We start from the raw sequence: 13,724 nt of genomic DNA, 5'->3' as shown, positions 1-13,724 counted from the left end.
ACTGAGCAGCGCGTAAGGTCAGGGGGAGCCCAGGATTAATGGACGTCGAAGCGCCAGGGGAAATGCGGAAGGGGGGAGGGAGAAATTAAACACGCAGGGCGAGCATCGTTTTCGATGCTCGCCCTGGCCCATTACTGTGTTTCGAGCATCGAACGCAGCATCCAGGCCGTTTTCTCGTGCACCTGCATGCGCTGGGTCAGCAAATCCGCAGTCGGCTCGTCGCTGACCTTGTCCAGCAGCGGGAAGATCCCCCGCGCGGTCCGGGTGACGGCTTCCTGACCCTGAACAAGCGATCGAATCATGTCTTCCGCAGCCGGTACGCCTTCTTCTTCTTTGATAGAAGACAAGCGCGCATACGTTGAGTAAGTGCCCGGTGCCGGGAAGCCCAGTGCGCGGATACGCTCGGCAATCTGATCGACCGCCAGCGCCAACTCGTTGTACTGCTCCTCGAACATCAGGTGAAGCGTACGAAAGGCCGGACCTGTAACGTTCCAGTGAAAGTTATGGGTTTTCAGATACAACACGTAGGTGTCTGCCAGCAGGCGGGAAAGACCGTCCACGATGGACTTGCGATCTTCTTCGCTGATGCCGATATCGATTGCCATGTTCAGACCTCTTCTATGATGGTGTGTTTTAACGACTGCCGACCACTCTATCAAGACCATCGGCCCGACGCAGCCATCTGTCGGGATTAGTTCGGCCGTAGCAACCCACGACCAAACGCCTCTCCTTTATTAGCGACTTTAAATTGCCGTGAAAGTGCTTACGCGACGGCGGTGTGGTAGCGCCGGCGACTGCTCTGGGACGAGCATGACAACCTATCCAGGAAAAACTGACACCACCGGCCCGCAAGCCACCGTTGAGAACGCTAACCGCTTGATTTGAGTAGCTCTCGCCTTTGCTGTTAAATACAGCCGTGTTGCCACCAAAGTGCCGTCAGGCGGTGGCGCATAGGCAGGACCGACAATCGTGCATCACGCCTCACTTTTTCCCGAAGCGTACCGAACGTCACCCGCTATTTCCTTGCGATCCATCTTAATGTGAGTCATCAAAATGTTGAAAATAGTCCACCTGCTAACAGGCGCAGCTGCCCTGCTGCTGTCTTTCATACCCAGTCTGCGCAGTGAAGCGCTGTCTTCGTACCTGTCCCAACCGGATGCGCTGTGCCTGGCGCTCTTCGGCCTCATCAATCTGGTCCTGGCCCCGGTGATTCCCTACTGGAACAAAGGCCCACGTCATCAATTACAAAATCTTGTCAGCGGTTTGCTCGTTATTGCCGTAGTGCTTCAAATCCTCACCCTGCTCGTGCCCCTTGAAACCATCGCCGGCCAACCGGCCGTTCTCGTGAGCCTGCTGGCGGTGGTCATTGCGGTGGCGCTGCACCTGGCGGTCAGCTTTTACCGCTCCTCCCCTACCCCGATCGCTCAGTCTCAGGATCTGGGAAATCGGGATACCGGCACGGTGAAGTGGTTCAACACCTCGAAAGGATTCGGCTTCATCTCCCGTGACTCGGGTGATGATATTTTCGTTCACTTTCGTGCCATTAGAGGTGAAGGTCATCGCGTTCTGGTCGAAGGCCAACGGGTCGAGTTTTCGGTCATGAACCGCGACAAGGGACTGCAAGCAGAAGACGTCATCGCCGCACTGCCGCGCCGCTGACATCTCCATAAAAAAACCGCGCTTCAAGGCGCGGTTTTTTCATGGCTGCAATTCCTGCCTTTAATAATGGGGAGGGGGCGAATCTTCGGCAAAGCCATCGCCCTGCCCTCCCATTTCCTCCTGGCGCTTGATCAGAGCAGTGATCTGCAATTCCAGGCGGTCAATACTGCGCTGCTGGGCCACCAACACGTCGTTGAGGGCCTGGATGGTGTCGTCCTGAAATGCCAGACGGCTCTCCAGTTCCATCACTCGGGAATCGAGCTCCATGGTTAGTCCTCTTTGAAAATGAACGTTTCGGTCAAGACCGGCTTAAGCTGCGAGACGATCCGCCCGACCTCATCCGTTGAATAAGGTCGGGCCGGATGCCTGCCCCAGACAGGGGCCGGCCAGGCTGCATCGCCGACGCGTCTGACGATGACGTGCATGTGCAGCTGGCTGACCACATTGCCCAGTGCAGCGACATTCATCTTGTCCGCAGCGAAGGTACGACTCAGCACGGCAGACAGGTAGGTCGTTTCCGTCCATAACTGCGCCTGCTCTGCCTCCTCCAGTTGAAAGACTTCACTGATGTCAGAACGCTTTGGGACGAGGATGAACCACGGGTAATTCGAGTCGTTGGACAGCAGCAATGTGCACAGCGGAAAGTCACCTATAGGCAGGGTGTCTTGCCGCAGGCGCGAATCTAGAACGAACACGTGAATACTCCTGATCGCTGGATGAATTTGCCGGCTCGGCTGGCTGACCAGAACCTGACATGGACTGAGGGGCAGGATACCCGTGAAGCGCAGACGAATCACTGGGCGGGGGTTAGCAGCATTCTGCAGATTCAGTGTTGATCCATGAGCAGCGCCACCACTCGCACCAAGCCTGCGCGAAAAACTCTCCAACGCACTCGAATGAGGCGCCTGTCTACATGGATGCCCGGGAGTGGAGTATGCATTCGATTTCGTCGCAGCCCTTACGGGCCGGGCTTCTCAACTGAACCCCGATGCCATCTCCCGCTGGCCGCTGCATCACCGCCATGGCATTTAACCGTCAGAAGAGCCAAAGCCATGCAGCGCGGCTTTGCAATGCACCAAAAAGACTCAGCTACCCGCCATTACTGGGGCGCTTATCCGGGATTTACCCACTTACACGCAGTAACAGGTAACGCCAGTGACATCTGTACACGCTAGCCTCGTAAAAACCCCAACAACTACGCAGGCTATCTAAAAATATTTTATTCAACAGATACAAATGGTTACGTTGTTAACCGCATGTAATTAGGGCGGCTTCTACATTTTTTTCATGTTCGTGGAAATTTTGTGCACGGTTGTTGCTTTGTCACACACAGCCTTAACGCCAGCATGCTGTAACAGGATGCGGGGGCGACACGGATGCAGCGACGCTTTAAGGGGAAGCCATCAGGGATGGGGCGAGGTATTTGAGAACGATTCTCGCCTTGCCACGCATCCTCTAGTTGCACGATCCACGGACTAAGGAAGCTGTTCAATCGCGACACGAACAGCACTGGCTGCGACAGCCCGTAAAAAAACCGAAAGGAAAGGCTCGTAAGTATCGCCAATAATGTCAGCGTGCTATAGATTTCGCCGACACCAAAAAGAAAGAAGCCGGCCAGATAAAAAAACAGGTGGACGGCAGTACTCTTCTTAAAAACCAAAGGAGCAAAGTCACGATGAGAGTGATGAAGTGGAGCGCAATCGCACTGGCCGTTACTGCAGCCAGCACCCAATTGGCATCGGCTGCGGCATTCGTAAGCGATCAGTCCGAAGCAACTGGTTTTGTAGAGGGGAGCAAGCTGGACCTTAAAGCTCGTAACTACTATTTCAATCGTGACAAAAAGAACGGTGCGGTGGACGACAAGGACTGGACCCAGGGTTTCTGGGCCAACTACAGCTCCGGTTACACCGTAGGGCTGATCGGTGTTGGTGTCGACGCATTCGGCTATGCCGGCTTCAAGCTCGATGGTTCGGACAAGTACTCCGGTTCTGGCAACCTGGTGACTGATAGCCAAGGCAAAAACGAAGACAGCTTCGGCAAAGCGGGAGGCGCTGTTAAATTCCGCATTTCGAAGACTGAGCTGAAAATCGGCGACATGCAGCCGCAGAACCCGGTTTTTGCAGTTGGCGGTTCGCGCCTTCTGCCACAAACCGCAACTGGCGTGACTCTGCAGAGCAGTGAGATCAAGGGTCTTGATGTAGAAGCAGGTCGCTTTACTTCAGGCACCAGCCAGGACGAAACTAATCGCAATGGCGATATCTGGGCTACCTATGCCGGCGTAACCTCCAAATCCGCTACTTACGGCGGCGGCAAATACTCGATCACCGACAACCTGGGTGTTGGGTTCTACTACAACAAACTGGAAGACGTGTGGAACCAGTACTACGGTAACGTGAACTACGCGCTGCCGATCAGTGATGACCAGTCGCTGGCTTTTGACTTCAACTACTACAACACCCAGGACACCGGCAGCAAGAAAGCAGGCGATATCAGCAACAACGCTTACTCCCTTTCCGCAGCCTATTCGTTCCTGGCCGCTCATACCCTGACCCTGGCTTTCCAGAAAGTTAACGGTGACACGCCGTTCGACTACATCGGTATCGGTGACAACAACCGCGGTGGCGATTCGATCTTCCTGGCGAACTCGATTCAGTACTCCGACTTCAACGCCCCAGGCGAAAAATCCTGGCAAGCACGCTACGACCTCAACATGGCGACCTACGGGGCGCCAGGCTTGAGTTTCATGGCTCGCTACGTGACCGGTACTGACATTGATGGCACTCATACTCCATCTAACAGCACCTACACCGGCCTGTATGGCGAAGACGGCAGCCACCACGAAACCAACGTCGAGGCCAAGTACGTTGTTCAGACTGGCCCGGCGAAAGACCTGTCGTTCCGTATTCGTCAAGCATGGCACCGCGCCAATGCCGACGAAGGCGAAGGCGATATCAACGAGTTCCGTCTGATCGTCGACTACCCGATTTCGGTCCTGTAATCGCATTGTCTGACACTCGTTAATGAAAAGCCCGGCCCCCGCGCCGGGCTTTTTAATGGGCGTCTGTATGACATTCCCTCCATCCGCGACGCCCGCCCGGCCTGTACTCAGCGGTACCACCACCGTACAATCCCGAATCATTTCCCAGTCACAGCAACCGACAACGGCCGACCATGCGTACCAGTCAATATTTGCTCGCCACACAGAAAGAAACGCCATCCGACGCGGTCGTGATCAGCCATCAGCTGATGCTGCGTGCCGGCATGATTCGCAAACTGGCTTCGGGTCTCTACACCTGGCTCCCCATGGGCCTGCGAGTACTGCGCAAGGTCGAGGCGGTGGTGCGTGAAGAAATGAACGCAGCGGGCGCGCTTGAGGTGTTGATGCCCGGCATTCAGCCAGCGGAGCTCTGGCAGGAATCGGGCCGTTGGGAACAGTACGGTCCGGAGCTGTTGCGACTGAAAGACCGTCACGATCGAGATTTTTGCGCGGGCCCGACCCACGAAGAGGTCATCACCGATCTGGCCCGCAATGAACTCAATAGCTATAAACAGCTGCCGATCAACATGTATCAGATCCAGACCAAGTTCCGCGACGAAATCCGTCCGCGTTTTGGCCTGATGCGTGGCCGTGAATTCATCATGAAGGACGCCTACTCCTTTCATGCGACACAGGATTCTCTTCAGGAAACCTACGATCGTATGCATCAGGCGTACTGCAACGTGTTCACCCGTCTGGGCCTGAATTTCCGCCCTGTGGTTGCGGACAACGGATCCATCGGTGGCGCGGGCTCCCATGAATTCCACGTCCTCGCCGAGTCGGGTGAAGATGACATCGTGTTCAGCGACACCTCCGACTACGCCGCCAACATTGAAAAAGCACAAGCCATTCCACGTGAAGCGAGCCGCCCTGCCGCCGCCGAGCAGATGCGCCTGGTAGATACCCCCGACGCGAAGACCATCGCGGCGCTGGTCGAGCAGTACAACCTGCCAATCGAAAAGACCGTGAAGACCCTCGTGGTTCATGCCGCTGAAGAAGGGAAGCTGATCGCCCTGATCATCCGAGGCGATCACGAACTCAACGAGATCAAGGCCTCCAACCTTGAGCAAGTGGCCAGCCCGCTGGTCATGGCTTCCGAAGCTGAACTGCGTGATGCCATTGGCGCCGGCGCAGGTTCGCTCGGGCCGTTGAATCTGCCGTTGCCGTGCATCATTGACCGCTCTGTCGAGCTGATGAGCGACTTTGCCATTGGCGCGAACATAGATGACAAACACTACTTCGGCGTCAACTGGGAGCGCGACCTGCCGGTTCCGACCGTGGCTGACCTGCGCAACGTTGTCGCCGGCGACCCAAGCCCCGACGGCCAAGGCACAGTGATCATCAAACGCGGCATTGAAGTCGGGCACATTTTCCAGCTCGGTACCAAATACAGCGATGCGATGAAGTGCCAGGTACTCGGCGAAAACGGCAAGCCGGTTACCTTGACCATGGGCTGCTACGGCATTGGAGTTTCACGCGTAGTGGCTGCGGCCATCGAGCAGAACAACGACGCCAACGGCATCATCTGGAGCGACGCTCTGGCTCCTTTCCAGATCGCCCTCGTGCCACTGCGCTATGAGACCGAAGCAGTCAAAGAGGCCACAGACAAGTTGTATGCCGAACTGACCGCTGCGGGCTTCGAAGTGCTGCTGGACGACCGCGACAAGAAGACCAGTCCGGGCATCAAATTTGCCGACATGGAACTGATCGGCATCCCGCACCGCATCGTAGTCAGCGACCGCGGGCTTGCCGAGGGCAACCTCGAGTACAAGAGCCGCACCGAAGCCGAAGCTCAGGCGTTGACTGTTGCCGATGTGCTGTCTTTCATCAAGGATCGGATCAAGCGCTGACCGGAACGCGCGCCTGCGATCCCGCAGGCGCGCCGTCATTCGCCACGCTTCTGCTATGCGCCTATCTGCACCCAGAGATCTCATGTTCAAGCGAAATCCATCACGTCTCGCAGGCGCTGTCTTGTGCACCAGCCTGTTTCTCGGCGGCTGCGCCAATCATCTGTCTCAACGAAGTGAGCATGAAGAACGTGTCGAGCGCAAATTGCTCGAGCACAGCTTTCAGGTCGACATCGGTGAACCCAAAACGCTTGAGTTACCCCAGCGACGGATACGCATCCACGAGCTGAAAACTTTCGACATCACCGAATTTGAAGTGACGCGGCATTACGACCGATACACGCCCTATCAGCCCTGGCGGGAGGTCTACGAAATTCCGCTCGGAGCAGTGGCGATCGTGGCCGGGGTGGGCGCAAACGTGGTTAACGTGCTGACGTTTGGCAGTCTCCCGGATAGCGTGACCAAAGACTGGCTCAGCTACGGTGTTGCCGGCATCAACCCCTTCATGAATGCACCGTCTCACGGTCGTGCCCAGCAAAACCTGGCGGGCATTGATGAAGTCCAGCGCGACCACCGCGTCGAGCATTCGAGCCTGCCGTGGAGCGATGCGCCGGTCGACGTCACCGCAGGCAAGCAAACGCATGAAATGACCACGGACCGCAATGGCGTGCTGCGGGTCAATCTGCTCGACAGCCCGTTCGCCGAACAGGATCTCAGCCATGTGACGCAGCTGGCGATCCGCGTGCAGGATGACCAGAGCAACGTCCAGGCAAACGCCAACTTGCCGCTCAGCCGAACACTGCGCGGGAAGCTCCTTGAGGCCCACGATTTGATCTACGACGATCTGGAAGACGATGAGGTCAGCCAGTGGGTCCATCGCGTCAAGCGTCTGTCGGAGCTGGGACTTGAAGAGCAAGCCAGTGAGCTGGAGCAGTCGTTGATTGAAATGACGCGCAACGATCCGCAGTTGCAGCACCAGTTTCTCAGATCGTTAGCCAAAGACGCCGGTCGACTGGTCGCGGTGCCACCTAGCGCCGAATAGCTTCAGCTAAACAGTTCCAGTTGCTCGTGAGCTGCGCGAAGGTCGTGCAGGCGCACGCCGATTCCCAACAGTCGGACCGGCTTGCCACCGCGGGCGAACGCCTGGGTCAGCAGATGTTCGTAGCTGCCAAGGTCTCGCCCTGCTCCGGCCTGCTCCAGCGTGGTTTGGGTAAAGTCGTGGAATTTGACCTTCACGAAGGGCTTGCCCGGGCGGTAGAGGCTGTCGATGCGCGCGATGCGTTCGTTGAGGGTGGCCAGCAGCGTCGGCAACATCGCCAGGCAACTGGCGAGGTCCGGCAGGTCAGTGTCGTAGGTGTTTTCCACACTGACAGACTGGCGTCGGTTGTCATTTTGGACAGGCCGATCATCGATCCCATGGGCCAGGTTCCACAGCCGCTCGCCAAAAGAGCCGAACTCCCTCACCAACGATAACTTGCTCCAATCACGCAAATCCGTACAGGTGACAATCCCGAGGCGACCCAGCTTGTCGGCTGTCACCTTGCCCACCCCGTGCAGCTTGGAAACAGGCAGCTGGGAGACGAAGTCTTCGACCTGGTCGGGGGTGATGACAAACAATCCATTGGGCTTCTTCCAGTCACTGGCGATCTTGGCCAAAAACTTGTTTGGAGCAACGCCAGCGGAAACGGTGATGTGCAGCTGATTGGAGACCCGCCGTCGAATGTCCTGCGCGATGCGTGTGGCACTGCCCGCGAAGTGCTCGCACTCCGTGACGTCCAGATACGCCTCGTCCAGCGACAGCGGTTCGATCAAATCGGTGTAATCCCGGAAGATCGTTTGAATTTCCTTGGACGCTTCTTTATAGGCATCCATCCTCGGCTTGACGATGGTCAGGTCCGGGCACAGCGTGAGCGCGTGCCGAGAAGACATCGCGGAACGGATGCCGTAGGCCCGGGCTTCGTAGTTGCAGGTGGCGATAACGCCTCGACGATCGGCGGACCCTCCCACAGCCAGCGGCTTGCCTGCCAGACGCGGGTCATCGCGCATTTCAATGGCGGCATAGAAGCAGTCACAGTCGATATGGATGATTTTGCGCTGCGGCATCACACACGGTCGTAGGAAAACGGTCGTGCAGTATCTCATCCACAGGACGGGTCTTACACTGCCAAAGCTTATCTCCCCGCCAAAGGTGCCTCCCAGTCGTCTGATGGAGAGTGGGCAACGACTTACACGGCAGACCCCTCCGCCGCCTAGAACTAACGCCTTCCGCTAACCGTTTGAAGAAAAAGCCTTTTTTTCTGCCTATTGCTTGACAGCTTGTCGATCCTCTGTAGAATGCCGCCACACAGACGCGGGATGGAGCAGTCTGGTAGCTCGTCGGGCTCATAACCCGAAGGTCGTCGGTTCAAATCCGGCTCCCGCAACCAAACATCAAAAAAGGCTACTCGAAAGAGTGGCCTTTTTTGTGGGCGTCATTTGGCCAGTTCATCTCACCCGGCCTTGTTGGCCTTGTTGGCCTTCGTAAACAGATGAGCGTAACCGAGCCGCCGACCATCATGCGCGATTCCATATAAAAGCCTTGTGCGACCGATGCTTAGACGTCATGGACCCGTCGACGTGGTTATTTTGTCGATATGTGGTGTTAAAGGTTGACACATCTTCGTTCGGCTGTAGAATGCCGCCACACAGACGCGGGATGGAGCAGTCTGGTAGCTCGTCGGGCTCATAACCCGAAGGTCGTCGGTTCAAATCCGGCTCCCGCAACCAACATCTAAAAAGGCTACTCGAAAGAGTGGCCTTTTTTTTGCCTCGCTGAAAGGTGACGAACAGCAGGCAGTAATCCTTGTCACATCCCACAGCCGGGATGCGTTCGGCCAAGACGTCTTGTTACTGTATGTTGCCGGGAGCAATAGTTTTGATCTCCCCTGCCGATACGCTGGCCAGCGACTGAACCTAGACTGAACGGTCACCGATGCGTGTCCGTGGTATTCGCCCGTTAGACGTTGAAGCGCTAACATCCTGAATTATTTTTCGCGTAGGGATTGGTAACTTGGCTGTATACCTCCATCCTGTCGCGCACGATCCAAGGAGTGATTGATGCGCGCCAACCCGTCCGACACAAATGAAGCTGTGACGGAGAATCCTCCGGCTCACCCTAAACGGCTGCGTCCACGTGAATGGGTCAGCAAGCATCGCCAGCCCATCGGCTTAGGCGTCACCATTATCCTGTTCGCCATTGCCTTGATTGCCTGTCGGCACATGTTGATGGAGCTGGATATCTACGCCCTGCAGGACTCTCTGCTTAGCGTGCCCCTGCCCTCTTTGGCTGGCGCAGTGGTTGCCACCGCCATCGGCTTTGTGATTCTGCTGGGCTACGAGTGGTCCGCCAGTCGCTACGCCAATGTCCAGTTGCCCGCCAAATCGTTGGTTATGGGCGGGTTCTGCGCGTTTGCCATCGGTAACGCCGTCGGCCTGTCGATGCTTTCCGGCGGCTCGGTGCGTTATCGCCTTTATTCGCGTCTGGGGCTCGGTGCGGGCGAAGTCGCCCACATGACGCTGTTCGCCAGCCTTTCACTGGGCTGTGCGCTACCGCCTCTGGCTGCATTGGCAACGTTGAGCGATTTGCCTGCCGCGTCGCTGGCATTGCACCTGTCGGTTCCAGTCCTGGCGATCAGTGCAGTGGCGATATTGGCTATCAGTGCGATTCTGGGATACGCGGTCTACCGGCGACGTTTGCCGGAGCAAACCATCCCGCATAACTTGCTGGTCCGTGCCGGACGTCGAACCTTGCGCCTGCCAGGCGTACGCTTGACGCTGATGCAGTTGGTCATCACCGCGCTCGACGTCGCAGCCGCAGCCGCTGTGCTCTACCTTTTACTGCCCTCCGCACCTCCGTTTGGCGCATTTCTGCTGGTTTATCTCCTGGCGCTGGCGGCCGGAGTGCTCAGCCATGTGCCCGGTGGCGTCGGCGTCTTTGAAGCCATCCTGCTCGCGGCGTTTGCCGACGAACTTGGCGCTGCACCGCTGGCCGCCGCACTGTTGCTGTACCGGCTGATCTATGTGGTATTGCCGCTGTTGATCGCCTGTCTGGTGCTGCTCTATAGCGAGGCCAAGCGACTGCTGTTCGCGCAACAGGCCATGCGCGTCGCTTCGGGGCTCGGCGCCCCGATTCTGGCGCTGCTGGTGTTTCTCTCTGGCGTGGTCTTGCTGTTTTCAGGGTCGACGCCCGAGATCGACACCCGCCTCGAGAGCCTGGGCTTCCTGATTCCGCACCGGCTGATCGACGCATCCCACTTCGGTGCAAGTCTGATTGGCGTCCTTTGCCTGTTGCTCGCGCAGGGCTTGCGCCGCCGGCTTTCCGCAGCGTGGATGCTGACCACCATCCTGCTGTTCGTCGGGTCCATCCTGTCGATCCTCAAAGGTTTCGATTGGGAGGAAGCAAGCCTGCTGCTGATGACCGCGTGCCTGCTGGCAATCTTCCGCCGCTCGTTCTACCGGCCGAGTCGCTTGCTGGAATTGCCATTCTCGCCGCTGTATCTGGTGGCCAGCGTGTGCGTACTGGGTGCGTCGGTCTGGTTGCTGCTTTTCGCTTACCAGGACGTGCCGTACAGCCACCAGTTGTGGTGGCAGTTCACGCTGGACGCCGATGCGCCGCGCGGTCTGCGCTCGGCACTGGGCAGTGCGGTGTTGCTGTTGATTGTTTCGCTGACGTGGCTGCTGCGCACGGCGCGTCCGGTGATCAATCTGCCGGATGAGGCGCAACTGGCCAAAGCCGCCGAGATCATCAAGGCCTCCAGCCAGCCCGATGGCGGCCTGGTTCTGACCGGTGACAAAGCCGTGCTCATGCACCCGGACGGCAATGCCTTTCTGATGTACGCCCACCGTGGCCGCAGCCTTGTCGCGCTGTATGACCCAATCGGCCCAACCCAACAACGCGCCGAACTGATCTGGCAATTCCGCGATTTGTGCGACGTTCACCACGCCCGTCCGGTGTTTTATCAGGTGCGTGCAGAGAACTTGCCGTTCTATATGGACATTGGATTGACCGCGATCAAGCTGGGCGAAGAAGCCCGGGTGGACTTGCTCAAGTTCGACATCGAAGCCAAGGGCAAGGAGATGAAAGACCTGCGTTACACCTGGAACAGAGGTGGCCGCGATGGTCTGTCGCTGGAAATCTACGAAGTGGGTCAGGCGCCCATGGAGGAGCTCAAGGTCATCTCCGACGCCTGGCTTACCGGCAAGAACGTCCGTGAGAAAGGTTTCTCGCTGGGCCGATTCAGCCTTGAATACCTGAAGCATTTCCGCATCGCCATTGTCCATTTCCAAGGCAAACCGGTGGCGTTTTCCAACCTGCTGGAGACCTCGCGCAACGACCTGGCGAGTCTGGATCTCATGCGTTCGCACCCGGAAGCCCCCAAGCTGACCATGGAATTCATGATGGTCGGGCTCATCCTTCATTACAAAAAAGAAGGCTACGCCCGTTTCAGCCTGGGCATGGTGCCGTTGTCCGGGCTGCAACCTCGACGTGGCGCACCGCTGACCCAGCGTCTGGGCTCGATGGTCTTCAGTCGTGGCGAACAGCTTTACAACTTCCAGGGGCTGCGTCGCTTTAAAGACAAATTCCAGCCTGACTGGGAACCCCGATATATGGCCGTGCCGGCAGGACTTGATCCGCTCGTGGCACTGGCGGATACCGCTGCCCTGATTGCGGGCGGCCTGACTGGATTGGTGAAACGCTGATGATTCGACGCTACTTGCGCTTTTTGCTCGCAGCCCTTTTGATTGTTGTGCTGGGAGCTGTGGCTTACTGGCTGTGGAACCGCCCTGCCGCGCAACCGACTCTTGAACACATCACCCTTGATGATGGCTCGGCGCTGATCCGCGTGGTGCCTTCGACGAAGGTAAAGACGCAGGTGGCGCTGGCGGTGACCGGCGAGGAGTCCATGACCGAGAAGCAGTTGCTCGCGCTGAGCTACGACGCTTCGGCCCGGGTGATACAGGTCACTCTGCCTAAAGATGATTGCCAACTGCAGGCTAAAACCTTCAACGCCGCGCTGCAGAAGCTCGACGGCGCCCCTGACCTGGTCGCAGGCATCGGGCCGGGCGCTTCGCTGGCATGGCGCTGGCTGGCGGGCCAGAGCAACGACAATGCCCAAGCCATTTCAGTGGGATTTGTCCGCGATCAGCCGGGCTGCACCGAACCTGTGCCGAAGGCTGCGGCCCACGGCAAGTGGACAGTCGCCTGGAACGACGGCCCGGACGATGAAAGCGCTACGCTGGTACGCGATGCGCCCAATACCGAAACCAGCATCAGCGATTACGACATCAAGTACCCACAAGTGCTGAACAACGAAGTGCGCCGTCGATTGATCGGTGGCGATGACAGCGGTGGGTTAAACATCCCGGTCGTCGAGGTGCCCTCGTCACAACCTTCCGACACCGTGACGCTGTTCCTTTCCGGCGATGGTGGCTGGCGTGACCTCGACAAGGAGGTCGCCGGTGACATGGCGAAGATGGGAGGCTACCCGGTCGTTGGCATCGACACCCTTCGCTACTACTGGGAACACAAATCGCCTGAGCAGACGGCCGCCGATCTGACCGAACTGATGGCGCATTACCGGCAGAAGTGGGGAGCCAAGCATTTTGTGCTGGCGGGTTACTCGTTCGGGGCTGACGTATTGCCTGCGATCTATAACCGCTTGCCCGAGGAAGACAAGGCACGGGTAGACGGCATCATCCTGCTTGCATTCGCCCGCACGGGGAGCTTTGAGATTGCCGTCGAAGGCTGGCTCGGTGCGGCTGGCAAAGAGGCCGCCACAGGCCCCGAAATGGCCAAGCTGCCTGGCGACAAGGTGTTGTGTGTCTACGGGATCGAAGAAAAGGACGAGAGCGGCTGTACGGAAGCCACCGCACCTGGCGAGAAGATGCAGCTGCCGGGCGGCCATCACTTCGATGAGGACTACCCTGCCCTGGCCAAGCGCCTGAGTGCGGTTATCGACAAGTGGAAAGGCAAAGAGCCCGCTGCCGAATAACCAAACGAGCATACAAAAATCCCCGCTCTCTTGCGATTGCGGGGATTTTTTATTTAAGCGACTCGCTGAAGTCAGGCCAAGCGCTGCAGGACCGGCTTCAGCCGGGAAAAGGCCCGCTTGCACACCACCAGTCTCTCGCAGCATGACGCC

10 protein-coding genes, 2 tRNA genes and 1 pseudogene are annotated in these 13,724 nt (G+C 57.8%); 9 read left to right on the top strand and 4 right to left on the bottom strand.

Features of this window, described 5'->3' with window-relative positions; genetic code table 11:
- Positions 1 to 131: 131 nt before the first annotated feature.
- Positions 132 to 605: a Dps family protein gene (locus QRN48_RS20215; protein ID WP_037014103.1), complete on the bottom strand. Its 474-nt coding sequence runs from the start codon at positions 603 to 605 to the stop codon at positions 132 to 134.
- 448 nt (positions 606 to 1,053) lie between these two features.
- Here QRN48_RS20215 and QRN48_RS25455 point away from each other — a divergent pair.
- Positions 1,054 to 1,377: pseudogene (locus QRN48_RS25455) on the top strand (cold shock domain-containing protein membrane protein); the annotation flags it as partial.
- Between the two features lie 60 nt (positions 1,378 to 1,437).
- Positions 1,438 to 1,659 (top strand): cold shock domain-containing protein, encoded by a 222-nt coding sequence (locus QRN48_RS25450; RefSeq protein ID WP_004667445.1) that lies wholly within the window; start codon positions 1,438 to 1,440, stop codon positions 1,657 to 1,659.
- Positions 1,660 to 1,719: 60 nt separating this feature from the next.
- Here the strand turns inward: QRN48_RS25450 and QRN48_RS20205 are convergent, their stop codons facing one another.
- Both QRN48_RS20205 and QRN48_RS20200 read right to left on the bottom strand, forming a co-directional pair.
- Positions 1,720 to 1,926 (bottom strand): SlyX family protein, encoded by a 207-nt coding sequence (locus QRN48_RS20205; protein ID WP_037014110.1) that lies wholly within the window; start codon positions 1,924 to 1,926, stop codon positions 1,720 to 1,722.
- A gap of 2 nt (positions 1,927 to 1,928) precedes the next feature.
- Entirely contained in the window at positions 1,929 to 2,354 is a 426-nt protein-coding gene (locus QRN48_RS20200; protein WP_037014113.1) for an HIT domain-containing protein, read from the bottom strand.
- Positions 2,355 to 3,334: 980 nt separating this feature from the next.
- Here QRN48_RS20200 and QRN48_RS20195 point away from each other — a divergent pair.
- The 3 genes from QRN48_RS20195 (at position 3,335) to QRN48_RS20185 (ending at position 7,585) form a co-directional block, all read left to right on the top strand.
- Positions 3,335 to 4,657, top strand: a complete 1,323-nt coding sequence (locus tag QRN48_RS20195) for an OprD family porin (RefSeq protein ID WP_285352726.1) — start codon at positions 3,335 to 3,337, stop codon at positions 4,655 to 4,657.
- Positions 4,658 to 4,830: 173 nt separating this feature from the next.
- Positions 4,831 to 6,546: a proline--tRNA ligase gene (locus QRN48_RS20190; protein WP_285352724.1), complete on the top strand. Its 1,716-nt coding sequence runs from the start codon at positions 4,831 to 4,833 to the stop codon at positions 6,544 to 6,546.
- An 82-nt stretch (positions 6,547 to 6,628) separates the two neighbouring features.
- Positions 6,629 to 7,585, top strand: a complete 957-nt coding sequence (locus tag QRN48_RS20185) for a hypothetical protein (protein WP_285352722.1) — start codon at positions 6,629 to 6,631, stop codon at positions 7,583 to 7,585.
- Between the two features lie 2 nt (positions 7,586 to 7,587).
- Here QRN48_RS20185 and dinB read toward each other — a convergent pair whose 3' ends face one another.
- Positions 7,588 to 8,646 carry a DNA polymerase IV gene (gene dinB, locus QRN48_RS20180; protein ID WP_285352720.1) on the bottom strand — a complete coding sequence of 353 codons (1,059 nt, stop codon included), beginning with the start codon at positions 8,644 to 8,646 and terminating at the stop codon, positions 7,588 to 7,590.
- Between the two features lie 246 nt (positions 8,647 to 8,892).
- Between dinB and QRN48_RS20175 the strand changes: the two genes are divergently transcribed.
- From QRN48_RS20175 to QRN48_RS20160, 4 genes are all read left to right on the top strand, one after another.
- Positions 8,893 to 8,969: transfer RNA gene (locus tag QRN48_RS20175), tRNA-Met, on the top strand.
- Positions 8,970 to 9,232: 263 nt separating this feature from the next.
- Positions 9,233 to 9,309, top strand: a tRNA-Met gene (locus QRN48_RS20170).
- A gap of 330 nt (positions 9,310 to 9,639) precedes the next feature.
- On the top strand, positions 9,640 to 12,282 hold the full coding sequence (mprF, locus tag QRN48_RS20165; RefSeq protein WP_285352717.1) for a bifunctional lysylphosphatidylglycerol flippase/synthetase MprF: 2,643 nt from the start codon (positions 9,640 to 9,642) through the stop codon (positions 12,280 to 12,282).
- Positions 12,282 to 13,574 (top strand): virulence factor family protein, encoded by a 1,293-nt coding sequence (locus QRN48_RS20160; RefSeq protein ID WP_191944912.1) that lies wholly within the window; start codon positions 12,282 to 12,284, stop codon positions 13,572 to 13,574. Before mprF ends, QRN48_RS20160 begins: the two co-directional genes overlap by 1 nt.
- The last annotated feature ends 150 nt before the right edge of the window (positions 13,575 to 13,724 follow it).

The organism is Pseudomonas sp. ME-P-057 (genome assembly GCF_030208975.1).
GTDB lineage: Bacteria > Pseudomonadota > Gammaproteobacteria > Pseudomonadales > Pseudomonadaceae > Aquipseudomonas > Aquipseudomonas lutea.
The sequence above is the reverse complement of the archived record's forward strand: the minus strand, read 5'-3'. Positions and strand labels throughout refer to the sequence as shown.

Coding starts and splice junctions, on each gene's coding strand:
- QRN48_RS20215 (WP_037014103.1), bottom strand. CDS start 605: ATGGCAATCGATATCGGCATCAGCGAAGAAGATCGCAAGTCCATCGTG.
- QRN48_RS20205 (WP_037014110.1), bottom strand. CDS start 1,926: ATGGAGCTCGATTCCCGAGTGATGGAACTGGAGAGCCGTCTGGCATTT.
- QRN48_RS20195 (WP_285352726.1), top strand. CDS start 3,335: ATGAGAGTGATGAAGTGGAGCGCAATCGCACTGGCCGTTACTGCAGCC.
- QRN48_RS20190 (WP_285352724.1), top strand. CDS start 4,831: ATGCGTACCAGTCAATATTTGCTCGCCACACAGAAAGAAACGCCATCC.
- QRN48_RS20185 (WP_285352722.1), top strand. CDS start 6,629: ATGTTCAAGCGAAATCCATCACGTCTCGCAGGCGCTGTCTTGTGCACC.
- dinB (WP_285352720.1), bottom strand. CDS start 8,646: ATGCCGCAGCGCAAAATCATCCATATCGACTGTGACTGCTTCTATGCC.
- mprF (WP_285352717.1), top strand. CDS start 9,640: ATGCGCGCCAACCCGTCCGACACAAATGAAGCTGTGACGGAGAATCCT.
- QRN48_RS20160 (WP_191944912.1), top strand. CDS start 12,282: ATGATTCGACGCTACTTGCGCTTTTTGCTCGCAGCCCTTTTGATTGTT.